Raw genomic sequence first — 26,019 nt, 5'->3', positions numbered from 1 at the left:
AGCGAGTTCGCAAATGCAACTTGACACCTCAGATAGTCGCTCATTGCCCTGCCGGGCATTTCTCCCCTTGAACGGGGAGAAAGAAGCTGGCCGCAACGCCGGCGCTTTCTCTGCAACGCCGGCGATTGGCGAAAGCCGCGATAGCAGCGCCCTTCTCCCCGTTCAACGGGGAGAAGATGGCGGCAGCCAGATGAGGGGCAGCGCTGCCCTTGAAAGACTTGGACCAGTTCGGCCAGCCCCAGAAGCTAAAGCGCGTCGCGTTGAAACGGATTCAGGCGACGCGCTTTAAGTTTTTGTTTTGATGCATGTCGTTGCCCCAGAACCGCTGCACACTTCTGGGCGACGTGCTTTAAGCAGCCTCCAGCGCCGCTCTCACCGCCGCGATCGCATCGTCGGCTTTGGAGGCATCGGGGCCGCCGGCCTGCGCCATGTCGGGACGCCCGCCGCCGCCCTGCCCGCCAAGCGCTGCCGAGGCAACGCGCACCAGATCGATGGCGCTGAAGCGGTTGGTCAAGTCCTCGGTGACGGCAACCACCACGCTTGCCTTATTGTCCTCGCCGGCGCCGACGAAGACGACAACGCCGGAGCCAAGCGTCTTCTTGCCGGCATCTGCCAGCGGCTTCAGGTCCTTCGGCGCGACGCCGCTGACCGCTTTGCCGAGGAAGCCGACACCGGCAACGGTCTCGTTGGTCGGCGGAGCATCGGACACGGCTGTGCCGGCGCCAAGCGCCAGCTTCTTGCGCGCTTCGGAGAGCTCCTTTTCAAGCTTCTTGCGCTCATCGAGCAGCGCCTCGACGCGAGCCGGCACGTCGGCCGGCGAGATTTTCAAGGTCGCCGCAGCAGCCTTCAGGCGCTTGTCCTGCTCGTCGAGATGCTTGCGCGCGGCCTCGCCGGTCAGCGCCTCGATGCGGCGCACGCCGGCCGCAACCGCGCTGTCCGACAGGATGCGCACCAGGCCGATATCGCCGGTGGATCTGACATGCGTGCCGCCGCAGAGCTCGACCGAATAGGGACGGTTGGCCCTGGCGCCATGCAGCCCCGTGCCCATCGACACGACGCGCACCTCGTCGCCGTATTTCTCGCCGAACAGCGCCATCGCGCCCTCGGCAATGGCATCGTCGACCGACATCAGGCGCGTCGTCACCGGGCTGTTCTGCACGACGATCTCGTTGGCCATGCGCTCGACATCCTCGAGCTCTTCGGACGAGATCGGCTTGTTATGCGAAATGTCGAAGCGCAGCCGGTCGGGAGCGACCAGCGAGCCCTTCTGCGCGACATGGGTACCCAGCACCTCGCGCAGCGCCTCATGGATGAGATGCGTCGCGGAATGGTTGGCGCGCAGCTTCGAACGGCGCGCGTGGTCGACCTTCAGCTCGACGGACGAACCGGTCTTGACCGTGCCGCTCGTCACCTTGCCCAGATGCACGAACAGCCCGTCAGCCTTCTTCTGCGTGTCGGAAACCTCGATCACGAAACCGTCGCCGGCAATAACGCCGGTGTCGCCCATCTGGCCGCCGGATTCGCCGTAGAACGGCGTCTGGTTGACGACGACGGCAACGGCATCGCCCTGCCCGGCGCTGTCGACGGTCCTGCCGTCCTTGACCAGCGCCTGGACCAGGCCTTCCGCCTGCTCGGTCTCGTAGCCGAGGAAATCGGTCGCGCCCACCTTCTCGCGGATAGGGAACCAGACCGTCTCGGTCGCCGCCTCGCCGGAACCCGCCCAATGCGCGCGCGCCTCCGCCTTCTGCCGCTCCATCGCATTGGTGAAGCCGGCCAGATCGACCGAAATGTTGCGCTGGCGCAGCGCGTCCTGCGTCAGGTCGAGCGGGAAGCCGTAGGTGTCGTAGAGCTTGAAAGCCGTCTCGCCATCCAGCATGTCACCGGCATGCAGCGTCTCTGTCGCATCCGCGAGCAGGCCGAGACCGCGCACCAGCGTCTTACGGAAGCGCGTCTCCTCGAGCTTCAGCGTCTCGGTAATCAGCGCCTCGCCGCGCACGAGTTCCGGATAGGCCTGGCCCATCTCGCGCACCAGCGCCGGCACCAGCTGCCACATCAGCGGTTCCTTGGCGCCGAGCAGCTGCGCATGGCGCATGGCGCGGCGCATGATGCGGCGCAGCACATAGCCGCGGCCTTCATTGGACGGCAGCACGCCGTCGGCCACCAGGAAGGAGGTCGAGCGCAGATGATCAGCGATCACGCGGTAGGATCCGACGTTCTCCGCACTCGGCCCGTGGCCGAGCGCCGAGGACGCGGCATCGATCAGATGCTTGAACAGGTCGGTCTCGAAGACGCTCTCCACCCCTTGCAGGATGGATGCCATGCGCTCCAGACCCATGCCGGTATCGATCGACGGGCGCGGCAGATCGATACGCTCATCCTTCGTCACCTGCTCGTACTGCATGAACACCAGGTTCCAGAATTCGAGGAACCGGTCGCCATCCTCTTCCGGGCTGCCGGGCGGGCCGCCCCAGATGTGCTCGCCGCGGTCGATGAAGATCTCCGAGCACGGGCCGCATGGGCCGGTGTCGCCCATCGCCCAGAAATTGTCCGAGGTCGGGATGCGGATGATGCGATCGTCGGAGAAGCCGGCGATCTTTTTCCAGTAGCCGGCCGCCTCGTCATCGGTGTGATAGACGGTGACCAGGAGCTTGTCCTTCGGCAGGCCGAATTCCTTGGTGATCAGGTTCCAGGCAAGCTCGATCGCGCGCTCCTTGAAGTAATCGCCGAACGAGAAATTGCCCAGCATCTCGAAGAAGGTGAGATGGCGCGCGGTGTAGCCGACATTGTCGAGGTCGTTGTGCTTGCCGCCGGCGCGCACGCTCTTCTGCGCGGTCGCGGCGCGCGAATAGGCACGCTTCTCTAGGCCGGTGAAGACGTTCTTGAACTGCACCATGCCGGCGTTGGTGAACATCAGCGTCGGATCGTTGCGCGGCACCAGCGGGCTGGAGGCGACGATCTCGTGACCCTCCTTGCGGAAGTAGTCGAGGAATGTCGACCGGATGTCGTTCACGCCACTCATGAGTACTGCCTTTTCGCGAGAACCGCCGGCTTGGCCGGCGGCAAATGGGCTTTCGTGTTTCAGACGATAGGTGGCCTTTTAGCCGTAGCTCTTGACCCTGTCCAGAAACACGGAATTGGGCCAATTCACGAGCTGTCCGTGCATGTGTACCGCCCCCGGAAACGCAAACCGCCGGCACGAGGGCCGGCGGTTCGGGACGCAATACTCAAGAACGCGATTACATAAGCATATACAAATATAATAGGATTGTGGCCAAACTCCGGCCAAGCCGACTAATTGCTTTTGCGCAATTCCAGACGGAAACCGCTGCACACTCCCCCGGAATTGCCCGGCCTTACATCGCGCCGGCTTCGTCCTCAAAACCGTCGTCGCCACCTTCGGAGCCGCCATTCTCGAGGAATTTCTCCGCGATCAGCCCGGCATTCTGACGCAACGCCAGTTCGATCTCGCGCGCGGTGTCCGGATTGTCGCGTAGGAACAGTTTGGCGTTCTCGCGGCCCTGGCCGAGACGCTGCGAATTGTAGGAGAACCAGGCGCCCGACTTTTCGACCACGCCGGCCTTGACGCCGAGATCGACTAGCTCGCCGGTTTTCGACACGCCCTCGCCATACATGATGTCGAACTCGACCACCTTGAAGGGCGGGGCCAGCTTGTTCTTCACCACCTTGACGCGGGTCTGGTTGCCGACCACCTCGTCACGGTCCTTGACCGAGCCGATGCGGCGGATGTCGAGGCGCACCGAGGCATAGAATTTCAGCGCGTTGCCGCCGGTGGTCGTCTCGGGCGAGCCGAACATGACGCCGATCTTCATGCGGATCTGGTTGATGAAGATCACCATGGTGTTGGAGCGCGAGATCGAGGCGGTCAGCTTGCGCAGCGCCTGGCTCATCAGGCGGGCCTGCAGGCCGGGAAGCGCATCGCCCATCTCGCCCTCGATTTCGGCGCGCGGCGTCAGCGCCGCGACCGAATCGACCACCAGCACGTCGATGGCGCCGGAACGCACCAGCGTGTCGCAGATCTCCAGCGCCTGCTCGCCGGTGTCGGGCTGCGAGATCAACAGGTTTTCGAGATCGACGCCGAGCTTGCGGGCATAGACCGGATCGAGCGCATGCTCGGCATCGACGAAGGCACAGATGCCGCCCTTCTTCTGCGCTTCCGCAACCGTATGCAGCGCCAGCGTCGTCTTGCCCGAGCTTTCCGGCCCGTAGATTTCGATGATGCGGCCGCGCGGCAGACCGCCGACGCCTAGCGCGATGTCGAGGCCGAGCGATCCCGTCGGCACGGTTTCGATCTCGACCACCTGCTCGTTGGCGCCGAGCCGCATGATCGAGCCCTTGCCGAAAGCGCGCTCGATTTGCGACAGCGCCGCATCCAGAGCCTTTGATTTGTCCACTGCCTTATCCTCTACAAGCCGCAAAGAATTCTGAGCCATGATACATCACCCCTTGGTCGTCAATGAAGGCCGGACAATCCGTAATCCTTGCCATTTTGTACCTTTTTTGTTCTCACTTGGCAAGAGGCAGCAAATAGCTGAAAAATAACCGATATCCGGGATCTGTTCTATTTTTGTCTCACTAGAACTGGAGCGCGCCAACACCGCTGGCCAAAGAGACTTCGATTTCCAGCCGGCCCGAATCGCGACACCGATTGCGGGGCGATGCGGGGAAACCTAGTGTGCGCACGCGAACAATCAACGAAGGTCACCTCTCCCGCATGCCGACATCCCCGAAAATTCTGGCGCTGGGCGGCGCCCATATCGACCGACGCGGCCAGGTGTCGGGCGCCTATGTGCCCGCAGCCTCCAATCCCGGCGTCATGCGCGAGGAGGTCGGCGGCGGCGTTTTCAACGCGCTGCGCAGCGTGGTGAAGCGCGGCGTATCGGCCTCGCTGCTTTCGGTGCGCGGCGGCGACGCGGCGGCCGAGGCGGTCGCATCGGCGATCGCCGGGGCCGGCATCGACGACCTCTCGGTGGTGTTCCTCGACCGCATGACGCCAAGCTACACGGCGCTGATCGACAGCGAGGGCGAGCTGATCGTCGGCTTTGCCGATATGGGCCTCTACGACCTCGCCTTCTCCAAGCAGATCCGCCGCGCCAAGGTACGCGAGGCGATCGCCGAGACGGACGCGATCCTTTGCGACGCGAACCTGCCGACGGCGGCGCTCGAGCGCCTCGTGGCGCAGGCTGGCGAGAGGCCCATCTTCGCCATCGCCATCTCGCCGGCCAAGGTCGTGCGGCTGGCGCCGCTGCTCGACGAGCTCTCGCTGCTGTTCATGAACCGCCGCGAGGCGGCGGCGCTTGCCGGCGCCGACCTGTCCGGCCAGGATTTAGTCAATGAGTTGAGACGGGTGGGATTGCGCGCCGGCGTGGTCACTGCCGGCAGCGCTGCGGTGCTGGGCTTCGACCAATCCGGCGTCTTCGCCATCGACCCTCCACCACCGCGACGGGTCGCCGACGTCACCGGGGCCGGCGATGCGCTGACAGGTGCCACGGTCGCCGCGCTGCTGCGCGGCCTGCCCCTGCGGGCAGCGCTGCGCGAAGGTGTTGCCGCGGCGATGCTCGCCATCGAGAGCGCCGAGGCGGTGCCGTCCTTCACGGCCGCCAGTTTCGCGCAGGCGCTTGCCCTTGTGCCGGATGCGCGGGAAATGGCATAGGACCGGCACGCCAGATCAGCTTGCCGGAGCATGCTCCGGATCGGAGACAGCCATGACACCCGAAACCGCCCGCTCCTTCATCGACATTCACCCGCCGGTGGCGGAGGCGCTTGCTGCCGGCCGGCCGGTGGTGGCGCTGGAAAGCACCATCATCACCCACGGCATGCCCTATCCCGACAATGGCGCGATGGCGGCGAAGGTCGAGCAGATCATCATCGATGGCGGGGCGGTGCCGGCGACGATCGCCGTGGTCGATGGCCGCATCAAGATCGGCCTTTCCGATGGCGAGCGCGAATCGCTTGCCATGACCGGCGACGCCATGAAGCTCTCGCGCGCCGATATCGGCTTTGCCGTGGCTCAAAAGCGCACCGGCGGCACCACCGTTGCCGCCACCATGATCGCCGCGCACATGGTCGGCATAAAAGTGTTCGCCACCGGCGGTATCGGCGGCGTCCACAAGGGCGCCGAAAAGAGTTTCGATATCTCGGCCGATCTTGACGAACTGGCACGCACCCCGGTCATCGTCGTGTCAGCCGGCGCCAAGGCGATCCTCGACATCGAAAAGACGCTCGAAGTGCTGGAGACGCGCGGCGTGCCGGTCATCGGCCATGGCTGCGAGACCATGCCGGCCTTCTGGTCCAGGAAGTCGCCGTTCCGTGCGCCGCTGACGCTGCATGCGCCTGAGGACATCGCGCATTTCTACCATACAAGGAAGGCGCTCGGCCTGGGCGGCGGCATCCTGGTTGCCAATCCGGTGCCGCAGAACGATGAGATTCCGGCCGTCGAGATGGACGGATATATCCAGGCCGCGCAGAAGGCGGCCGAGGCGCAGGGCGTCACCGGCAAGGCGGTGACGCCGTTCCTGCTGTCAAAGATCCTGGAACTCACCGGCGGCCGCAGCCTCAAGACCAATATCGCGCTGGTCGAAAACAATGCGCGGTTGGCGGCGGAGATCGCAAGGGCGCTCGCCTGAACCGTCAGTCCGTGGCGGGCACCGAGTGATGTTCGTGCACGAAGGTCCATTGGCCCGCGATCTTGCGGAAGCAAATCGTCAGCCGGAAATCGAGATCACCCGCGTCCTTGCCCGACACCACCACGCAGCGCATCAGGGCGAATGCAAAGGCCACGTCCACACCGGCGGTGATTTTCAAGTCGACGATATCGAAAACCGGTGGCTCGGGCGAAGCGCCGAAAAACAGCGGCCAGGTCGCCATATAGGCATCGAGGCCCTGGAACTGCAGCGGCGGCGGCACGTCGAACATGACGAAATCCGGCGCGTGATGGGCGCGAATGCCGTCAATGTCCTTTCGACGCACGGCCTCGGCCCAATGCTCGATCAGATCGCGGATCTGCCCGACATTCCCGGCTTCGGTCCCGCTTTCCATGATCGCGATCCTCCTTTGCCGTCCGCTTGTCGTGTGGACACCATGAGTACCTCGCGACGAAGCATCTGAAGCCGCTACGGCTCTGTACGTCACCGATGGCGCTCATTTCCCGGCTCTGACCGCCGCCTCATAGGCCTTGCGCGCCCAGACGGTCATTTCGTCGGGGTCGTCCAGCGCGCTTTCGGGCGCGGTCCAGTAGGGCATGGCGACTTCTTTGCCATGGCGCTTGTTGACGTAGGTCCAGTGCCGGCCACCCGCTGCCTCATACTCGGCGGCAACCTCGTCGTCGCCCTTCAGCATCAGGTCTCCGCGCAGGATGAGCGCGAAGATAACGCCGTTGTGATAGATGCCCTTGCCACTGAACATGCGGCGGATGCTGACAGGCCCGAGACCATCGAAGAGTTCGCGGATGCGTTCGTCGTCCATGGCGCGATGATGTCACGCCGCCATCGGCTTGTCATGCCGGCAACCGAAAGCCTGCTGACAAGTTGAGGGAAGCGTCCGGTGCTGTCGTCGCCAGTCAAACGTGGAGATCTGTTCGATGCCCATCCTGCTCAAAGGCTCCTGCCGCTGCGGCGCCGTCCGCTTCGAGGTGGAAAGCCACACGCCTGTCCCGTTCATGCTTTGCTACTGCTCGATCTGCCGCAAGCAGCAGGGCGGCGGCGGTTTTGCGATCAATCTCGGCGCCGACTATGAGACGATGGACATCAGGGGCAAGCGCGTCCTCGGCGTCTACCGCGCCGAGATCGAGGACGACGAGCACCCGCATTGCGAAGTCTCGACCGGCGAGCGCAATTTCTGCAAGAAATGCGGAGCGGCGCTATGGCTCTACGACCCGACCTGGCCGGATCTCGTGCATCCCTTCGCCTCGGCGATCGACAGCGATCTGCCCAAGCCGCCGGAAAAGGTGCATCTGATGCTGAAATACAAGGCGAACTGGGTCGAGCCGGTGGTCGGAAAGAACGACAAGGTGTTCGAGGTCTATCCCGAGGAATCGATCGCCGACTGGCACAAGCGGACAGGGATGTGGGTGGATTAGATTTCTTCGCCCCGTTTACGGGGAGAAGGAAACTCAGGCCGAGGCGCGCGCCTCGGCCAGCGCCTTGAGGTCGGCTGGCTTCAATTCGACGGATTCGCCGCAGCCGCAGGCCGAGCTCTGGTTCGGATTTCTGAAGGTGAAGCCGGTACGCAGCGTCGTCTGCTCGAAGTCCATCTCGGTGCCGAGCAGGAAGAGCGCTGCCTCCGGCGCGACATAGACATGCGCGCCGTCGCGCTCGACATGGTCGTCCTTGGGGTTCGGCTCGGACACCAGGTCGATCGTATATTCCATGCCGGCGCAGCCGCCCTTCCGGATGCCAAGGCGGATGCCGTTCGCATTCTCGCGGGTGGCAACGATCTCGCGCACGCGGTCGGCGGCCTTATCGGTCATCGTGATGACGGCGAAGCGTCCCATGTCATTCTCCACGTTCGCGCGGGTTCAAGGCCCACGGAATGAGTCTGCCCTTAAGATGGTAAAGTTTGACCTAGGGTACAAGTCAACCTCAATACCACCCGACCGCGACCTGCGCCTCTTCCGACATGCGGTCGGGCGTCCACGGCGGGTCGAACACCATGTTGACCTCGACGCCTGAAACGCCTTCCACGGCGCCGACGGCGTTCTCGACCCACCCGGGCATCTCGCCGGCCACCGGGCAGCCCGGCGCGGTCAGCGTCATGTCGATCTTGACCGTGCGGTCGTCCTCGATGTCGATCTTGTAGACAAGACCGAGTTCATAGATGTCGGCCGGGATTTCCGGGTCGTAGACGGTCTTCAGCGCCGAGACGATGTCGTCGGTCAGCCGAGCCAACTCGTCGGCCGGAATAGCCGAAGCCGAGACGATGCCGTTGCCGGCGGTTTCCGGAGCGGTCTCTGCGGTGGTGCTCACATCATCCATGATCGTCACCCGAAGAATTTCCGCGCCTTTTCCAGCGCGTCGGCCAAAGCGTCGACTTCGGCCCTGGTGTTGTACATGCCGAACGATGCCCTGCATGTGGAGGTCACGCCGAAGCGTTTCAACAGCGGCTGGGCGCAATGGGTGCCGGCGCGGACCGCCACGCCCTGCCGGTCGATCACCATCGACACGTCATGGGCATGGATGCCCTGCAATTCGAACGAGATGATGGCGCCCTTGCCCGGCGCGTCGCCGAAGATGCGCAGCGAGTTGATCGCGCGCAGCCGCTCATGCGCGTAATTCTTGAGGTCCGCCTCGTGGGCGGCAATGCGCTCGCGGCCGACCTTCTCCATATATTCGAGCGCGGCGCCCAGCCCGATCGCCTGCACGATCGGCGGCGTGCCTGCCTCGAAACGGTGCGGCGGCTCGTTGTAGGTGACGATGTCCTGCGTCACCTCCTCGATCATCTCGCCGCCGCCCATGAAGGGGCGCATCTCTTCCAGCACGTGCTTCTTGCCGTAGAGCACACCGATACCCGAAGGACCGTAGACCTTGTGGCCGGTGAAGACGAAGAAGTCGCAGTCCAGGTCCTGCACGTCGATCGGCATGTGCACGGCGCTCTGGCTGCCGTCAACCAGCACCGGAATGCCACGCGAATGCGCGATGCGCACGATCTCCTTGATCGGCGTCACCGTGCCGAGCGCATTGGACATGTGGGTGATGGCGACGAGCTTGGTGCGGTTGGTCAGCCGCTTCTCGAATTCCTCGACGTGGAAGGCGCCGAGATCGTCGACCGGCACCCAAACCAACTTGGCGCCCTGCCGCTCGCGGATGAAATGCCACGGCACGATGTTGGAGTGGTGCTCCATGATCGAGATCACGATCTCGTCGCCCTCGCCGATCCGCGGCATGCCATAGCCATAGGCGACCGTGTTGATCGCCGAAGTCGTGTTTGAGGTGAAGACGATATTGTCGGTGCTCGGCGCGTTGAGGAAGCGGCGCACCGTCTCCCGCGCTTTCTCATAAGCGTCGGTCGCCGCATTCGACAGGAAATGCAGGCCGCGATGCACATTGGCGTATTCCTGGGAATAGGCGTGCTGGATGGTATCGAGCACCACCTGGGGCTTCTGCGCCGAGGCGCCGTTGTCGAGATAGATCAGTGGCTTGCCGTAGACCTGGCGCGACAGGATGGGGAAGTCGCGGCGGATCGCCTCGACATCGTAGGGAGCGGATTCGATCTTCTGGTCCATCACAAGCTCAAAGCCTCATTCCTTTACCCACCCCTCATCCGTCTCGGCGCTTCGCGCCGATCCACCTTCTACCCTTGTGGGAGAAGGTGGCCGCGAGGCGGCCGGATGAGGAGTAATGGTCGAGGCCATGCCTCGACCACTTCACCCGTGCGTCAAAAACCAGCCGTCGAGCCGCGCTTCGAGCGCATCGACCAGCGCCTCTTCGTCCAGTTCCTCGATCACTTCGGCGACGAATGCCTTCACCAGCAGGCCTCGTGCCGTCTTCTCGTCGATGCCGCGCGCCATCAGATAGAACAGATGGTTGTGGTCGATCTCGGTGACGGTCGCGCCGTGGCCGCAGACGACGTCGTCGGCGAAGATCTCCAGCTCCGGCTTGGTCGAGAACTCGCCGTCGTCCGACAGAAGCAGCGTGTTGCAGGCCATCTTGGCATTGGTCTTCTGCGCGTATTGGTGCACGTTGATGCGCCCCTGGAAGACGCCGCGCGCCTTGCCGGTCACCACGTTGCGCATCACTTCGGTCGAGGTCGTATGCGGCACGGTATGGTCGAGCACCATGGTGGTGTCGGTATGGGTGTCGCCGGCCAGAAGGTTGATGCCGCGCAGCTTGAAGTCGGCGCCTTCGCCCGTGGTCCTGACCACGACCTCCTGGCGCACCAGCTTGCCGCCGGCATTCATGACGAAGAGCGTCAGCTTCGCATTCTTGCCGATATGCGCCTTGAACTGGGCGAGATGGGTGGCCGTATCGGACTGCTCCTGCACGATCAGCCAAGTCACCTCGGCGCCTTCGTCGAGAACCAGCTGGCTCACCGAGCTGACGAGAGCATCGCTGCCCTCGCCTGCCTGGCGCTCGACGATGACCGCCTTGGCGCCGGCGCCGACACGCGTCAGCAGCCGAACATGCGCCTGGCCGCCAGCCTGCAGGTTCTGCAATTCGATCGGCTTTTCCAGTTGAGTGCCGTCGGCGATGTCGACGAAATAGCCGTCGGCGACGAAGGCCGTGTTCAGCGCGCCGATCGCATCGTCGGCACCGTAACGATCAAGCCCTGGCGCAACGCTGCCGTCGGTCAGCTTTTCCGACAGGATCTGCACCGTGACGCCCTCGATCTCGGGCAGCTTTGCGTTGGAAACGCCGTTCAGCAGCGGCAGCACCGCGGAGCCTTCGAGGACAGGTTCGAGCGCCTTCGCAACCGCATCGGCCTCGAAGGCCGGCACCGACGTCAGCAGCCGGCGCAGATCCGTGTAGTGCCAGGATTCAAGGCGCCGAGTCGGCAGGCCGTGCTTGATCGCCTCGATCGCGTCGTCGCGCTTCGTCATCACCGCGCCGTCGCCGGGCAGCAGCGACAGCCGCTCGCCGAAGGCATCGATCAGCGCCGTCTCGGCCAATGTCCGCTGGGGCTGTGCGTGCATATTCATTGCTCTCGCCTCACTCAGCCCCATCTCACGCGGCTTGCCCGATCACGCCGGCATAGCCGTTGGTCTCGAGATCGAGCGCCAGCGACTTGTCGCCCGACTTGATCACCTGGCCCTTGTAGAGCACGTGCACGCTGTCCGGCACGATGTGCTCGAGCAGGCGCTGGTAGTGGGTGATGACGACGATTGCGCGCTCTGGCGAGCGCAGCGCATTGACGCCATCGGCGACGATCTTTAGCGCGTCGATATCCAGGCCGGAGTCGGTCTCGTCGAGCACGCAGAGCTTCGGCTCCAAGAGCTTCATCTGCAGGATCTCGGCGCGCTTCTTCTCGCCGCCCGAGAAGCCGACATTGAGCGGCCGCTTCAGCATGTTCATGTCCATGTTGAGCGAGGCGGCGGCTTCTTTCACCCGCTTCAGGAACTCCGGAACCTTCAGCGGCTCCTCGCCGCGCGCCTTGCGCTGCTCGTTCATCGCCACCTTCAGGAATTCCATAGTCGCCACGCCCGGTATCTCCATCGGATACTGGAAGGCGAGGAAGATGCCGCTGGTGGCGCGCTCGGCCGGATCCATTTCGAGGATCGATTGGCCGTTATAAAGGATGTCGCCTTCGGTGACCTCATAGTCCTCGCGGCCGGCGAGGATGTAGGACAGCGTCGACTTGCCCGAGCCGTTCGGCCCCATGATGGCGGCGACCTCGCCGGCTTTCACCGTAAGGTCCAGCCCACGGATGATCTCGGTGCCGTCGTCGACAATGCGGGCATGCAAATTCTTGATCTCAAGCATAATTTTTTCCTGAATATCTTTTGCGGTCAGCCGACCGAACCCTCTAGGCTGATGCCGATCAGCTTCTGCGCCTCGACGGCGAACTCCATCGGCAGCTGCTGGATGACGTCCTTGACGAAGCCGTTGACGATCAGAGCGATCGCCTCTTCCTCGGGGATGCCGCGCTGCATGACGTAGAACTTCTGGTCCTCGGAGATCTTCGACGTCGTCGCCTCGTGCTCGAACTTCGCCGTCGCGTTCTTGGCCTCCATGTAAGGCACGGTGTGCGCGCCGCACTGGTCGCCGATCAGTAGCGAGTCGCAATTGGTGAAATTGCGGGCGTTGGCCGCCTTGCGGTGCGCCGAGACCTGGCCGCGATAGGTGTTCTGCGAGAAGCCGGCGGCGATGCCCTTGGAGATGATGCGGCTCGACGTGTTCTTGCCGAGATGGATCATCTTGGTGCCGCTATCGACCTGCTGATAGCCGTTCGACACCGCGATCGAATAGAACTCGCCGCTGGAATCGTCGCCGCGCAGGATGCAGCTCGGATATTTCCAGGTGATGGCCGAGCCGGTCTCGACCTGGGTCCACGAGATCTTTGAGCGGTCACCGCGGCAGTCGCCGCGCTTGGTGACGAAATTGTAGACGCCGCCCTTGCCCTCGGCGTCGCCCGGGTACCAGTTCTGCACCGTCGAATATTTGATCTCGGCATCGTCGAGCGCGATCAGCTCGACCACAGCCGCGTGAAGCTGGTTCTCGTCCCGCTGCGGCGCGGTGCAGCCCTCGAGATAGGAGACATAGGCCCCTTCCTCGGCGATGATCAGCGTGCGTTCGAACTGGCCGGTATTGCGCTCATTGATGCGGAAATAGGTCGACAATTCCATCGGGCAGCGCACACCCTTCGGCACGAACACGAACGAGCCGTCGGTGAACACCGCCGAATTCAGCGTTGCATAGAAATTGTCCGTGGTCGGCACGACGGAGCCCAGATATTTCTGCACCAGCTCCGGATGCTCGCGGATCGCTTCCGAGATCGAGCAGAAGATGACGCCGGCTTCCGCCAGTTCCTTCTTGAAGGTGGTGACGACCGAAACGGAATCGAACACGGCGTCGACCGCGACGCGGCCGGACTTGTAGACGTTGTCGTTGGCTTCCTCGAGTTCCGCGTCATCGGTCTTCTGGACGCCGGCCAGGATCTCCTGCTCCTTCAGCGGAATGCCGAGCTTCTCATAGACCTTCAAGAGTTCGGGATCGACCTCGTCCAGCGACTTCGGACCGGGCGTGCTCTTCGGCGCCGCGTAGTAGTGGATGTCCTGGAAGTCGATCTTCGGATATTTGACGCGCGCCCAGGTCGGCTCTTCCAGCGTCAGCCAACGCCGATAAGCGCCCAGACGCCATTCCAGCATCCAGTCCGGCTCGCGCTTCTTCTCGGAGATCAAGCGAATAATGTCTTCGCTCAGGCCCTTTGGGGCCTTGTCCATCTCGATCTCTGTCTGGAATCCGTATTTATACTGGTCGACGTCGATCTTTCGGACTCGATCGATCGTCTCCTGCACAGCAGGCATAAGCGTTCTCCATCCACGCCGGGGTCAAGGCCCGGCAGTTTTCAAACTATGGCACCGCCTGGAACCGGGCATCCGAGAAGCCCGAAGCGGCGTAAGCTCCATATAGTGCGTTTCCACCGGGAATTCACCCGGTCAAATCGAAGCGCACGGCTCTACCAGGCCGGACGGCCTGAATTTCGTTTCGAGCACCGATTCCGAGAACGGCGAGGCGTTCTTTGATCCAATGCTCTTGCCGCCGTCAGGCGGCCTTTTCCTTCCCAGCCTTCTCTCTACCAACTTGGCGCGCAATGACGCCTGCCAGGGCTGCCCGGAACGCCTCGATCTCCTCGGCGCCGGTGGCGCGGCCGATCGAGACCCGCAAGGCGCCAAGGCCGTCGCCATGCCCCATCGCCTTCAGCACATGGCTTGGCCCGACTTTTCCCGACGAGCAGGCAGAGCCGGCCGACAGCGCCACACCGGCAAGATCGAAGGCGATCTGCGCCGTCTCGGCCTTGATGCCGGGAATAGCGAAGAATGTCGTGTTGGCAAGCCTGGATGCCGCCGCTCCAAAGATTTCCGCGTCCGGGGCGAGTTCCCTGACGATCGCCTCGATCTCGTCGCGATGTCGCGCAATCGCTTCCATGTCATCCAACCCGACGAGTGCCGCCCGGGCCGCGGCGCCGAAGCCGGCAATGCCGGGGAGATTCTCGGTGCCGGCGCGGTGGCCCTTCTCCTGGCCGCCACCATTGATCAGCGGCTTCGGCATCATCAGGTCGGACTGAACAACGATGGCGCCGACGCCCTTCGGGCCGCCGATCTTATGCGAGGACAGGATCAGATAATCGGCGTAACCGGCTGAGATGTCGATCGGATTCCGCCCGGCCGCCTGCACGGCGTCGACCACGAGCACACCGCCCGCGGCCTTGACGATTTCGGCGATGCGGCCGACCGGCTGGATCACGCCCGTCTCATTGTTGGCGGCATGGATCGCGACCAGCGGCAGGCCGTCGGCCTTGTCGTGCGCGGCGAGCGCCTTGGCCAGCGCGTCGAGATCGGCGATGCCGTCCCGATCGACGCCGACGCGAGTAACCTGGGCGGCCGGAAACCGACCGCCGCCGAGCACGCAGGGATGATCGGCTTCCGAGACATAGAGGCGGCTCATGCGGACGGCGCCGCGCCCCATCTGCCAGTCCGGAGTAAGCAGCGTCGAAGCGGCCTCGGTCGCGCCCGAAGTGAAGACGACATGTTCCGGCTTGGCGTTGACCAGCCTTGCAATGTCGCGCCTGGCGTCCTCGATCAGCCGCCGCGCCGCGCGGCCCTCGGTGTGGACCGACGACGGATTGGCGGCATCGAGCGCAGCGACCACCGCAGCGCGTGCCTCTGGAAGCAGAGGCGCGCTGGCGTTGTAGTCGAGATAGGCGCGGGTTGCGGCCATTTTCCTTCAGTCGATCCTGTCAGCAGCCATTCCGCGAGGATAGCGCGTTATTTCCTTGAAATTGCAAGGCAAGCCGTCCTATTTACCCGGCTTGCGGCGCGGGCGGCCGGACCATTGCGTTTCGGCCACCCAGTTTTGAACAATTCTAAACTAGCTTCTAGGAAGACGCTTGCCCGGCGTCAAGGCCACAGAAGATGGGCCAAAAGAAGAGTTCTGGGCTTGCGCCTTCGTATGCCACGTGGAGTGTTTTATGCCTGAGGTCATTTTCGCCGGTCCGGCTGGTCGCCTGGAGGGCCGTTACCAGCCTTCCAAGGAAAAGAGCGCGCCGATCGCCATCGTGCTGCACCCGCACCCGCAATTCGGCGGCACGATGAACAACAAGATCGTCTACGACCTCTTCTACATGTTCCAGAAGCGCGATTTCACCACGCTGCGCTTCAATTTCCGCGGCATCGGCCGCAGCCAGGGCGAATTCGACCACGGCACCGGCGAATTGTCGGACGCGGCCGCCGCGCTCGACTGGGTGCAGTCGCTGCATCCCGATTCCAAGAGCTGCTGGGTCGCCGGCTATTCCTTCGGCTCGTGGATCGGCATGCAGCTTCTGATGCGCCGGCCGGAGATCGAGGGCTTCATCTCGGTCGCCCCGCAGCCCAACACTTATGATTTTTCTTTCCTGGCGCCCTGCCCTTCATCGGGTCTCATCATCCACGGCGATGCCGACAAGGTGGCGCCGCCCAAGGACGTGCAGACGCTGGTCGACAAGCTGCACACGCAAAAGGGCATCACGATCACGCAAAAGACCCTGCCCGGCGCCAACCATTTCTTCGCCAACGATTCCGAATTGCTCATCCAGGAATGCGCCGATTACCTCGACCGGAGGCTGGCGGGCGAGCTCGCCGATCCGCGGCCGAAGCGGCTGAGATAGACCGCGGGCGGTATAAACCCTCTAAGGGTGGTCAGCGGTCAGGTGCTCACCGCTGCGGCGTGCCGCCGATATTCTGCTCTTCGCCCCGCTGGACCGTAGCAGCCGGAACGTGCGTTTGGGCACCGGTCTGGTCGATGACGGCCGCCGGAAGATGAAACCGAGCCGCGCGAAGACCAGCCCTGTGACTATCGCAAAGGCGAGGCCAAGCCCGAAGCCGGCCACCGTGTCGCTCGGATAATGCGCGCCGACGAAGACGCGCGTCGAGGCAATGCAGGCGGTGACCGCCAGCGCGATGTGCCAGCGCTTTGGGAACAAAAGCAGCAGGATGCCGAACACCGCGCCCATCGTCGTGGCATGGCCGGATGGAAAGCCGGCGAAGCGCGCATCCATGGCGAAGGGATGCAGCGACAGCACGCCGAAGTCGTTGAAATAGAGCGGGCGCGCCCGGCCGATGCCGTATTTCAGCAGGTTGACCGCCAGGCCTGAAAGGCCGACCGCGCAGAGCACCAGGAAAGCAAAGCTGGTCCAGTTGTAGACGAGCAGGCGCATCTGCCGTGAGAGGCGCCGCCAGTCGGTCAGATTGGCTGCGACGAGGCAGAGAGCCGCCGGAATGAGGTACCAGCCGCCCAGGCCGAAATCGGTGAAGAAGTCGGTGAAATGGACGAAGGCGGGCGTCCACTCTCCGCGCATCCTGCCGGCGGCGCTATCGAGGCTGAGGAATACGGCCGCTGTGAGCAGGAGCCAGGCGAGCACCCAGACAACCCACGGAATCTCGGGGTAGCGCGCAGGGCGCACGACAAAGCGCCGCCTCACGATGGCAATCGTGTCGAGGAAATTGCCGAGCGAGCGGCGGTAGAGGGCGACGGCGGACATGGTTGAGCCTATAGGGCCACTCGAAGCTCGACACTATTCCTCACGGGGTCACCCGATAAAGGCCGAGCGCCAGCTTGTCTCCTGACGAATAGTTGAGCCCGTCGATCTCGGTAAGCCGCTTGGCCGACTTGCCCTGCCCAGCAAGCAGTTCGTTGAGCTTCTGCTCGTCCTTGACCGGAGCTAGCCCCAGCGCGCAGGCCGGATCGGCAGCCAGGTGTTTTGCGACGCCGTCGACATCGGTCAGCACGGTGTTGGTGCCGATCAGGAACACCAGGCTCGGCTCGTGATAGGGCGACGAGGCGAGCACCGTGGTATCGCAAGGGCGGTTGGCATCGACCGCAGCCTTGATGGCGGGGCTCAGCCAGATCGGCTTAAGCGACGGCGCGATGACCCCAAACAGCAGGCTGAAGGTGATGCCCGCGCCGACGGCGATTGCAGCTATGCGCCCGAGCGGCACCTGCAATTGGCGCGGGAAAGCCAGATAGCCGGTGACCAGAGCGGCGATCGCCGCGGGAATGCTCCACCAGGAGAAAGTTTTGGCGAAATAGATCGGCGCCCCGATGCACACTGCCGCCAGCCCGATCGACACGACGACAACGCCAAAAGCCGTCGCCCACCACAGCCCGGTTTGCCAGCGTTTCAGCGGCGCATTGGCCTTGTCCGCCGGCAAGGTGAGCAGCCAGCCGATCAGCAGCGCCATGCCGGGATAGGCAGGCATCACATAATGCGGCAGCTTGGTCGGGATCGCCTCGAACACCAGCCAGAACGGGATGTACCAGGCAAGACAGAAGCGCAGGCGTGGGTCGTCCCAGAAGCGGTTGATGGCCTGCAGGCCCGCGCCGACCGCGATCAGGCCGAAAGGCCACATGAACAGCGAATAGGTGAGCATGTAGAAGCCGGGCGGCAGGCCGTGCGACTCCTCGCCCTGCGCCACCTTGTTCAGCATGTCCTTGCCGATCGCGTCCTGGAAGAAGGCGCCACCGCTCTTCCAGCTGATGAGGATGATCCAGGGCAGCACGATGACGAGCACGATTGCCACACCACGCACCAGCTTCAGCTTCAGAAGCCAGCGCCAGTCGCGCTCGAAGGCGAACAGCGCGGCGGCAGTCAAGAGCGACAAGAGCGGTGCCACCGGCCCCTTGATCAGGATGCCCAGCCCCTGCGCGATCCAGAAGATCCAGGGCAGATGGCCGACAACCGGTTCTTTGCGGCGCGCCGCCAGATAGACCTGCGCCAGCGCGCCTTGCGCGGCCACGCAGCAGGCGAGCAACATGGCGTCGGTCTTGGCGTCGCGGCCTTCGAAGGCGGTGGCGAAGATCGCCGCCATCATCAGGCCTGCGGCAAGGCCGGCATCGGCGCCGAAGAGTTTTGTGCCCGTCCAGCCGATGCCGACGACGGCGAGCGCGATGCCGAGCATGGAGACCAGGCGATAGACCCAAATCGGCGCTTCGGCCCCCTCGCCGCTCAGTGCGACCGCCGCCGACTGCAGCCAGTAAATGCCGATCGGTTTCTTATAGCGCGTCACATCCTGCAGGCGGATGTCTATATAATCGCCGGTTTCGACCATCTGCTTGGTCGACTGGACGAAGCGGGATTCATCGCGGTCGACCGGCGGCAGGCTTGCCAGCCCGCTGACGGTCATAAGGATGCTGAACAGAAAGAGGATGAGGGTGTTCCTGTTCATCGCGGGAGCTTGTCCGATTTGAGATTGCGGGATGGCCCCGTCGCGGCGTTTGGGCGCGCTGCCCTTGCGCGGGCGCCTCATTACGCCAGCAAAAGGGGCGAAGCAAGGATGCGCGATAGCATTCGGGCAGGACTCAAAACCGGAAACCACTTTTGCTGATCCCGCTATCTGAGTGGTGGGCGATCGAACGCAAAACCGGAAACCACTTTTGCTGATCGCCCGCTGATGCTAAACGCCCGCCTTCACGTCACGCTTTGGCGTCATTGTCCAGGCGATCTTCAGGAAGAAAAAATGTCCGCCTTTAAATCCGATTTCCTGCGCATCATGAGCGAGCGCGGCTTCATCCATCAGATTTCGGATGAAACCGGCCTCGACCAGCTTTTCGCCAAGGAAACGGTGAGCGCCTATATCGGCTTCGACGCGACGGCGAAGAGCCTGCATGCGGGATCGCTGATCCAGATCATGATGCTGCACTGGCTGCAGCAGACCGGCCATCGGCCGATCGCACTGATGGGCGGCGGCACCTCGATGATCGGCGACCCTTCCTTCAAGGACGAGGCGCGCAAGCTGCTGACGCCGCAGGACATCGAGGACAATCTCGTCGGCATCCGTCGCAATTTCGCGCCCTACCTCAAATTCGGCGGGGGCGCCGGCGATGCGGTCATGATCAACAACGCCGACTGGCTGATGGAGATCAACTACGTCAATTTCCTGCGCGATGTCGGCCGGCATTTTTCCGTCAACCGCATGCTCGCCTTCGACTCCGTGAAGCTTCGGCTCGACCGCGAGCAGTCGCTGTCGTTCCTCGAATTCAACTACATGATCCTGCAGGCCTACGACTTCGTCGAGCTCTACAAGCGCTTCGGCTGCCGGCTGCAGATGGGCGGCTCCGACCAGTGGGGCAACATCGTCAACGGCATCGACCTTGGCCATCGCATGGAGAATGCGCAGCTCTATGCGATGACGACGCCGCTGCTTACCACTTCGTCCGGCGCCAAGATGGGCAAGTCGGCCTCGGGCGCGGTCTGGCTCGACGACGACATGCTGTCGCCTTACGAGTTCTGGCAGTACTGGCGCAACACCGAGGACGCAGATGTCGGCCGCTTCCTGAAGCTCTACACGACACTGCCGCTCGACGAGGTCGCGCGCCTCGAAAAGCTCGGCGGCTCGGAGATCAACGAGGCGAAGAAGATCCTCGCCACCGAGATCACCGCCATGCTGCATGGCCGCGAGGCGGCCGAGACGGCAAGCGAGACTGCGCGCAAGACTTTTGAGGAAGGCGCGCTCGCCGACACGCTGCCGAGCGTCGAAGTGGCCAAGGCCGATCTCGAGGCTGGCATCGGCATCCTGTCGCTGTTCGTGACCGCCGGGCTTGCCGCCTCCAACGGCGAGGCGCGTCGGCATGTCCAGGGCGGTGCAGTGCGCCTCAACGACGAACCGGTGACCGACGACCGCCGCGCAGTCACACTTCAGGACCTGGGCGCTGAGGGTGTCGTAAAACTCTCGCTCGGCAGGAAGAAGCACGTCCTGGTGCGACCGGCCTGATTGATCGAAGCTTTGCTTGACCGCGATTTCCCCGAAAACCGGGGGCCGGTCTCTAGCGGTACTCGAAGATCGACCGGAATATCCCCGGCGCGATCACCGAGAGCGGGTTGATGTCCAGGCTCGGCTTGTTGGCGTTGCCGCGCAGCCGGTAGGTGACGCCGATCAAGCCGCGGTCGCGGCCGTTGCCGAGCAGCGGACCGAACAGCGGCAATTCGCCGAAGATGCGGTTCAGCCCATAGACCGGCATGAAGGTACCGGTCATGTCCATATTGTTGTCATGGTCGTAGAGCTTGCCCTGGAAGGTGGTGCCGATGCGCGGACCGCGCAGCAGGCCGTTTGCCAGTCTGAGATAGCCGGAGCCCTTGTCGATCTCGGCGAAGCCGCGCTCGAACTGCACCCTTGAAGTATCGATATCGGCCTTCACCGCCTGGCTGAGGCTGCGCGTGTCGCCGGCCGGCTTGGTCGACACGATCGATGCAAGCTTCGGCTCGTTGACGACGTAGAAATTGCTGGCGTCGACCTGGCCCTTCATTGGACCATCGGCGCCGCCCGCGAGCGTAAGCGTGATCGCCCCGCCCTCCATGTGCTCGTAGATGTTGAGGAAACGCAGGATGGCCCCGGCGTCGGCCGATTTCATCCTGAGCGAACGGCCGCCGTCGCCGGTGGTGTTCCTGACGGTGATCGCCGCACCGGAGCTCGCCGTCGCGCTGACATCGAGGCCGTTCACCCTGGCGCCGGCAGCGCTGTAATTCAGCTTCAGGTTCGACAGCGCCTCGTCGTGAAAGCCGGTGAGCGACTTCACGTCGGCGCTGACCGAGATCGCGCCGGCGCCGGCGCCTTTCGTGGCCGTGTCGACGTCGGAGGTGAACTGCTTGATCAGCGAGCGGGCATCGAGGGACTCGCCACTGACATCGACCGCATAGCTCTTGCCCGATCGCTTCACCGAGACGGCGACGTCATCGCCCCGGTTGAGTGCGACCTTGCTGAAGCGGGCCGAGGACAGCGCCCCATTGACCAGCGTCACATCGCCGTTGACAGAAAAGCTTTTTCCATCGAGATCGAAGTCGGACAGTGTGGTGGTGCTGCCGGACTTCGCCATCGTGAAGGTGACCTTGGCCGGAATGCCGGCGCCCTTGCTCCACCCGGCCCATGGGATATCGAGCCTTGCGTTGGTCAGGTCGGCCGACACGTCCTGATCGCCCTGCTCGCTTTTGTCGATCGCCACCTCGATCGTTCCCGAAAGCAGCGGCGAGAGGCCGGGCATCGTCGCGTCGCGCGTCTTGTCGTCGAGCACCAGCGCGACCTTGCGGCTGCGCGGCGGCCCGTTGTCGTCGAGCGGCTCGACCAGGTCGAGTTCCGCCGGAATGCCGTTCAGCTTCGCCTTGGCCGATATCACCGCACGGTCGGGGCTGACGGTGATCGAGCCGTCCGCCTCGGTGACCGTCTGGTCCTCGAACGGCTTGGCTAAAGACAGGTCCTGGTAGTCCAGCGCCACCAACCAGTCGAGCGTCGAGGTGTCGACGCCTGAGGTCAGCGGAATGTCGGCCCGCACATGACCGGTAACGGTGCCGCTCAAATCCTCGGGCGCGAGCCCGACATGGCGCATGGCATTGATCGGCTCAAAGGAGGCGAGCTCTGCGATTGCCGGCGCCTCGCCGGCGACGTCGATGTCGAGCGCACCGATAACCGGCGAATGGTTCGCCTGCTTCACCGTCAGCGTGCCGCCGCTTGCAGCCACGGTGCGGCCGCTCGGCATGTAGACGCTGCCCGAGGACAAACTAATATCGACGTCGTTGCCATGGAAGGCGACGACGCCGACAGCGTCGCGGATCGGCGGGATACGGCCCGCCGTGTCGAAGCGCGACCCCTCGACCTGGAATCGGCCGAAGACTTCATCGCCCGAAAGCGGAACGCCGTTGCCGAGCCGCCCCGGCACGACCTGGAACTGCAAATTGGCGTCGACCACGCGGCCGCCGAACAAATTGTCCAGCACCCAAAGCCGCGCGTTGCGGGCGGAGAACCATGGCCACAATTGCTTGACATGCGAGACCGGCATGTCGTGGACATTGAGCGAAAGCGACACGCCCGGCGGGCCGTTGTCGATGAAGGTGAGCGACGCCGTGCCCAGCACCTCGCTCGAACCGCCGGAGCGGACGCCAATCTGCTCGGCGACGAGCTTGCGGCTCTTGGTCTGGTAGACGCCGGCGACGCGGGCGAGGAACTGAAGCGCCGGTTCCGGCGATTCCGAAGGGGCGAGCGTCGAGCCGTCGCTGACAAGGTCATAGCGATAGGACGGCTCCTCGCCCGCGGCTGCCGGCTTCGGCCCAATCGAGCCGGTGAAATCGAAGGTTGAGCGGCCGGTCCTGATCAGCAGCTTGTCAACCGAGATCTTGTTCGACCCGGCCACAAGCGTGGCATTGGCATCGACGTCGGCCGGCAGCAGCCCGCGCGAGCCGAGATCGAGCACCGACCCGCCGAGCGACAGCGTGGCCGTCAGCCGCGATGGCGTTTCGCCGGAGGCTTCAGCGCCCGAGAGCTTCAACGCAATCGAACCAAGCTTGCCGCCCTTTGCGGCGGAGTTCCCATCGCTGGAGCTTGCCTCGACCAGGGTTCGGCCGGCGTCCGCCACCTCGAGGCTGGCTTCGAGCGATGCGATCCGCCTGGTCGTCGCGTCGCGAACAGCGGACGCCTTCAGGGTGGCGTGCCGGCCGTCGACATCGGCATCGTAAGAAAGCTGGATGCTGCCGGTGCCGGTCTGGGCAACGGTTGCATCGGCGACCCTCACCCGCTTGACCGGTCCGCCGTCCGGCAATTCGAATTCGACGTTGCTGAGGTCGACCTGACGCATCGAATCCTCACGCACCGCATCGAGTGCGTCGTTGACGCCCGAAAACACGGCAGCCGACACTTTCTCCGGATCGACGAGACCATCCTCGTTGCGCAGCGCCGCCGTCCAGTCGCCGCCGCCGGACGGCATTGCGGCAACCATGATGTGGGCATCGGAAAACCGGGCGCTGGTCAGCCGGACCTCGCCGGACAGCAGCGGCAGCAGGCGCATGCCGAAGCGGACACGCCCGACATCGGCGATCGGCTTGCCGTCGGCGGTCTTCAGGCTGACGTCGCTGACCTGCAGAGCGACGAAGCTCGATCCGTCGAGCGTCAGCCGCGCCGGTCCGACCGTGACGTTGACATCGACGCCGGCAAGTTTCTCGATGGCCGTCTCGGCTTCGGCTCGAAGCCGCTCCGTGCCGAAGCCTGACGTGCCGAGCACATAGACACCTGCCGCCGCCAGAAGCACCAGCGCGCAGAGCCCGGCAAACACCCGGCCGATGATGCGGAAGCGGCGGCGAACCGACGCGCGGCCGAGCGGCGGCACGCCGCACGCGGACGGAAACGTCCCCAGGTCGGTGATCTCGTCACGCCTGAACCTGATCTTCTCGTGCTGCGGTTGCTCCTGATCCACGCAATATTCCGTTATGACGAACTCGTCGTGGACGAATCCCCGCCTCACGTTATATCGATGCTCGATCTGCGCGTAACCTCAGACAAAGGCATCGACATGGCTGATCCTGCAGTGGGCGACATTGCGCCGCAATTCGATCTTCCGCGCGACGGCGGCGGCTCTCTCAGCCTCGCCGCATTCCGGGGAAAGCCTGTCGTACTCTACTTCTATCCGCAGGACGACACTACAAGTTGCACCAATGAGGCGATCGGCTTCTCGCAGCTGAAGCCGGAATTCGAGAAGGCCGGCGCCGTGGTCATCGGGCTGTCTCCCGATAGCATCAAGAAACACGACAAATTCAAGGCGAAGTACGATCTCACCGTCGATCTCGTCGCCGACGAGGAGCGCAAGGTGATCGAGGCCTATCATTTGTGGGTCGAGAAGACCATGTACGGCCGCAAATACATGGGCGTCGAGCGTGCCACCTTCCTGATCGGCAAGGACGGACGGATCGCCCGCATCTGGCGGCAGGTGCGTGTCAAGGGCCACGCCGAAGAGGTGCTGGAAGCGGTGCGCGCCCTTTAAGTCTCTGACCTACCCCGCGCCGCCGGCTACGACAGCGCTCCTACAACCCACTACTCGCAACGCGTGAATCGGTTACCGGAGCATTGCGGCCAGCAAAGCTTTGTTAACCCTAATAATGTGTAATCGAGCTGTCGTTGGAGTCGTAACGAAAGCTCGGTCCCGTGAAACCAACCGGTCAGTCAGCGGTCTTCGGCAGGCGCAAGGAGCCCCATACGGTCATCATTGCCCGGGGCAACGAAATAAGGCATTTCACCGTTCGCCCCTGGCTTGCCGCGTTCATCGGATCGGCGCTCGCGGCGATCGCCATCGGCTATCTGCTCGCCACTTCCTATCTTGTGCTGCGCGACGACCTGATCGGCGCCACAACGGCAAGGCAGGCGCGCATGCAGCAGGCCTATGAGGACCGCATCTCCGCACTTCGCGCCCAGGTCGACCGCATCACCAGCCGCCAGCTTCTCGACCAGCAACTGATGGAAACCAAGGTCAGCGAGCTGCTGGCCAGGCAGACCCAGCTCAGCCAGCGCCATGGCCGCCTGGGACCGATCCTCGAACGCGCCGAAAGCGAAGTCGGCGATGCGCCAGCCGCAGCGGATACCGAGACGAAACCCGGCGAACATACCGAGATCACCGGCAGCCTTTCGCAGGCTCCGACCTATTCCGTCGCGTCCTTGAGTGCCGGCGACACCAAGCCCTTCTCGCTTTGGTCGACGCGTTCCGATCCGCTCGACAACGAAACGGCCGCGGATCGCGCCGACAAGCTGTTCGTGTCGATCAACGCGTCGCTCAAGGCCATCGAGAACCAGCAGCTTACCCGTATCACCACGCTTGCGGACAATGCCTACAAAAACGCCGACGCGATCTCCCAGGCGCTGGAAGCGGCAGGCCTACCGGTCGACGCGGATCTCGACAAAAACGATGTCGGCGGCCCGCTGGTCCCGCTCGATTCCTCGTTGATCTTCGATAGCAAGGTCAAGGAGCTGGACGAGGCTCTTGACGCGCTTGATCAAGTCAAGAAGGAAGCGCGCAAATTGCCGCTCACCAATCCTGCCCCCGGCCACACCGTGACCAGTCCGTTCGGCGTGCGCACCGACCCGATCCTCGGAACGGCCGCCTTGCATACAGGGATGGATTTCAGGGCGCCGATCGGCATGCCGACCAAGGTCACCGCCGCCGGCGTCGTCACCAAGGCCGGCTGGAACGGAGGCTACGGACGTATGGTCGAGGTCGACCACGGCAACGGCTTTGCCACGCGTTACGGGCATTTGAGCGAAATCGACGTCACTGTCGGCCAGAAGCTCGCCGCCGGCGACGTGATCGGCAAGACCGGCAGCAGCGGTCGCTCGACCGGCCCGCATCTCCACTACGAAGTGCGTCACAACGGCGAGGCGGTCGATCCGTTGCGCTTCCTCGCCGTCGGTAAGAAGGTCGCGCAGTACCTGTAGCGCATCGCTCGCCGCGCACCGGCGGGTTTCGTCCATCCACAGTTTGACCTGCCAGAAGGCACAAAGGATTGACTCGGCCTAAGTTGTAGGATGATATGTATCACCCTATCGCCTGACATCGAATTGCGCCGCTG

21 protein-coding genes are annotated in these 26,019 nt (G+C 63.7%); 7 read left to right on the top strand and 14 right to left on the bottom strand.

The annotated features are described in order from the left end of the window. Positions 1 to 349: 349 nt before the first annotated feature. Together alaS and recA are read right to left on the bottom strand one after the other, a co-directional pair. The gene (alaS, locus tag RFM40_RS16035; RefSeq protein ID WP_320227236.1) at positions 350 to 3,019 is read right to left on the bottom strand and encodes an alanine--tRNA ligase; all 2,670 of its coding nucleotides are present in this window, start codon (positions 3,017 to 3,019) and stop codon (positions 350 to 352) included. Between the two features lie 334 nt (positions 3,020 to 3,353). Further along, positions 3,354 to 4,451, bottom strand: a complete 1,098-nt coding sequence (recA, locus tag RFM40_RS16030; RefSeq protein ID WP_059185132.1) for a recombinase RecA — start codon at positions 4,449 to 4,451, stop codon at positions 3,354 to 3,356. Between the two features lie 281 nt (positions 4,452 to 4,732). Between recA and RFM40_RS16025 the strand changes: the two genes are divergently transcribed. Both RFM40_RS16025 and RFM40_RS16020 read left to right on the top strand, forming a co-directional pair. After that, a complete protein-coding gene (locus RFM40_RS16025) occupies positions 4,733 to 5,671 on the top strand; it encodes a carbohydrate kinase family protein (protein ID WP_320227345.1) in 939 nt (312 codons plus the stop codon). 52 nt (positions 5,672 to 5,723) lie between these two features. Further along, positions 5,724 to 6,644 (top strand): pseudouridine-5'-phosphate glycosidase, encoded by a 921-nt coding sequence (locus tag RFM40_RS16020; RefSeq protein ID WP_320227237.1) that lies wholly within the window; start codon positions 5,724 to 5,726, stop codon positions 6,642 to 6,644. Positions 6,645 to 6,648: 4 nt separating this feature from the next. On the opposite strand, the gene RFM40_RS16015 is transcribed toward RFM40_RS16020, so the two are convergent. Both RFM40_RS16015 and RFM40_RS16010 read right to left on the bottom strand, forming a co-directional pair. Then, complete coding sequence (locus RFM40_RS16015; protein WP_320227238.1) at positions 6,649 to 7,056, bottom strand: nuclear transport factor 2 family protein; 408 nt, start codon at positions 7,054 to 7,056, stop codon at positions 6,649 to 6,651. 102 nt (positions 7,057 to 7,158) lie between these two features. Next, positions 7,159 to 7,482, bottom strand: a complete 324-nt coding sequence (locus RFM40_RS16010) for a TfoX/Sxy family protein (RefSeq protein WP_320227239.1) — start codon at positions 7,480 to 7,482, stop codon at positions 7,159 to 7,161. Between the two features lie 115 nt (positions 7,483 to 7,597). Here RFM40_RS16010 and RFM40_RS16005 point away from each other — a divergent pair, with 115 nt between their 5' ends. After that, a complete protein-coding gene (locus tag RFM40_RS16005; RefSeq protein ID WP_320227240.1) occupies positions 7,598 to 8,095 on the top strand; it encodes a GFA family protein in 498 nt (165 codons plus the stop codon). Positions 8,096 to 8,128: 33 nt separating this feature from the next. On the opposite strand, the gene sufA is transcribed toward RFM40_RS16005, so the two are convergent. The 7 genes from sufA to RFM40_RS15970 all read right to left on the bottom strand — a co-directional run bounded on the left by sufA (position 8,129) and on the right by RFM40_RS15970 (position 15,389). Continuing rightward, positions 8,129 to 8,509, bottom strand: coding sequence for a Fe-S cluster assembly scaffold SufA (sufA, locus tag RFM40_RS16000; RefSeq protein WP_320227241.1), 381 nt, complete (start codon positions 8,507 to 8,509; stop codon positions 8,129 to 8,131). Between the two features lie 88 nt (positions 8,510 to 8,597). After that, positions 8,598 to 8,990 carry an SUF system Fe-S cluster assembly protein gene (locus RFM40_RS15995; protein ID WP_320227242.1) on the bottom strand — a complete coding sequence of 131 codons (393 nt, stop codon included), beginning with the start codon at positions 8,988 to 8,990 and terminating at the stop codon, positions 8,598 to 8,600. Between the two features lie 5 nt (positions 8,991 to 8,995). Continuing rightward, entirely contained in the window at positions 8,996 to 10,237 is a 1,242-nt protein-coding gene (locus tag RFM40_RS15990; protein WP_320227243.1) for a cysteine desulfurase, read from the bottom strand. Between the two features lie 141 nt (positions 10,238 to 10,378). Then, the gene (gene sufD, locus RFM40_RS15985; RefSeq protein WP_320227244.1) at positions 10,379 to 11,650 is read right to left on the bottom strand and encodes a Fe-S cluster assembly protein SufD; all 1,272 of its coding nucleotides are present in this window, start codon (positions 11,648 to 11,650) and stop codon (positions 10,379 to 10,381) included. A gap of 25 nt (positions 11,651 to 11,675) precedes the next feature. Next, on the bottom strand, positions 11,676 to 12,431 hold the full coding sequence (sufC, locus tag RFM40_RS15980) for a Fe-S cluster assembly ATPase SufC (RefSeq protein ID WP_320227245.1): 756 nt from the start codon (positions 12,429 to 12,431) through the stop codon (positions 11,676 to 11,678). A gap of 26 nt (positions 12,432 to 12,457) precedes the next feature. Continuing rightward, positions 12,458 to 13,975: a Fe-S cluster assembly protein SufB gene (gene sufB / locus RFM40_RS15975; protein WP_320227246.1), complete on the bottom strand. Its 1,518-nt coding sequence runs from the start codon at positions 13,973 to 13,975 to the stop codon at positions 12,458 to 12,460. Positions 13,976 to 14,213: 238 nt separating this feature from the next. After that, positions 14,214 to 15,389, bottom strand: coding sequence for a cysteine desulfurase family protein (locus RFM40_RS15970; protein WP_320227247.1), 1,176 nt, complete (start codon positions 15,387 to 15,389; stop codon positions 14,214 to 14,216). A 250-nt stretch (positions 15,390 to 15,639) separates the two neighbouring features. Here RFM40_RS15970 and RFM40_RS15965 point away from each other — a divergent pair, with 250 nt between their 5' ends. Then, positions 15,640 to 16,314 carry an alpha/beta hydrolase gene (locus RFM40_RS15965; RefSeq protein WP_320227248.1) on the top strand — a complete coding sequence of 225 codons (675 nt, stop codon included), beginning with the start codon at positions 15,640 to 15,642 and terminating at the stop codon, positions 16,312 to 16,314. Between the two features lie 21 nt (positions 16,315 to 16,335). Here the strand turns inward: RFM40_RS15965 and RFM40_RS15960 are convergent, their stop codons facing one another. Both RFM40_RS15960 and RFM40_RS15955 read right to left on the bottom strand, forming a co-directional pair. Continuing rightward, on the bottom strand, positions 16,336 to 17,187 hold the full coding sequence (locus RFM40_RS15960) for a phosphatase PAP2 family protein (protein WP_320227249.1): 852 nt from the start codon (positions 17,185 to 17,187) through the stop codon (positions 16,336 to 16,338). A gap of 40 nt (positions 17,188 to 17,227) precedes the next feature. Further along, entirely contained in the window at positions 17,228 to 18,871 is a 1,644-nt protein-coding gene (locus RFM40_RS15955; RefSeq protein WP_320227250.1) for an ArnT family glycosyltransferase, read from the bottom strand. Between the two features lie 291 nt (positions 18,872 to 19,162). Here RFM40_RS15955 and tyrS point away from each other — a divergent pair, with 291 nt between their 5' ends. Next, positions 19,163 to 20,416: a tyrosine--tRNA ligase gene (gene tyrS, locus RFM40_RS15950; RefSeq protein ID WP_320227251.1), complete on the top strand. Its 1,254-nt coding sequence runs from the start codon at positions 19,163 to 19,165 to the stop codon at positions 20,414 to 20,416. Positions 20,417 to 20,468: 52 nt separating this feature from the next. Here the strand turns inward: tyrS and RFM40_RS15945 are convergent, their stop codons facing one another. Then, positions 20,469 to 23,879 carry a YhdP family protein gene (locus RFM40_RS15945; protein WP_320277803.1) on the bottom strand — a complete coding sequence of 1,137 codons (3,411 nt, stop codon included), beginning with the start codon at positions 23,877 to 23,879 and terminating at the stop codon, positions 20,469 to 20,471. Between the two features lie 96 nt (positions 23,880 to 23,975). Here RFM40_RS15945 and RFM40_RS15940 point away from each other — a divergent pair, with 96 nt between their 5' ends. Together RFM40_RS15940 and RFM40_RS15935 are read left to right on the top strand one after the other, a co-directional pair. Further along, entirely contained in the window at positions 23,976 to 24,443 is a 468-nt protein-coding gene (locus tag RFM40_RS15940; RefSeq protein WP_320227253.1) for a peroxiredoxin, read from the top strand. Positions 24,444 to 24,604: 161 nt separating this feature from the next. Then, positions 24,605 to 25,885 carry a M23 family metallopeptidase gene (locus tag RFM40_RS15935; RefSeq protein WP_320277802.1) on the top strand — a complete coding sequence of 427 codons (1,281 nt, stop codon included), beginning with the start codon at positions 24,605 to 24,607 and terminating at the stop codon, positions 25,883 to 25,885. Positions 25,886 to 26,019: the final 134 nt, after the last annotated feature.

It is taken from the genome of Mesorhizobium captivum, from assembly GCF_033977165.1.
GTDB classification, from domain to species: Bacteria; Pseudomonadota; Alphaproteobacteria; order Rhizobiales; family Rhizobiaceae; genus Mesorhizobium; species Mesorhizobium captivum.
The sequence above is the reverse complement of the archived record's forward strand: the minus strand, read 5'-3'. Positions and strand labels throughout refer to the sequence as shown.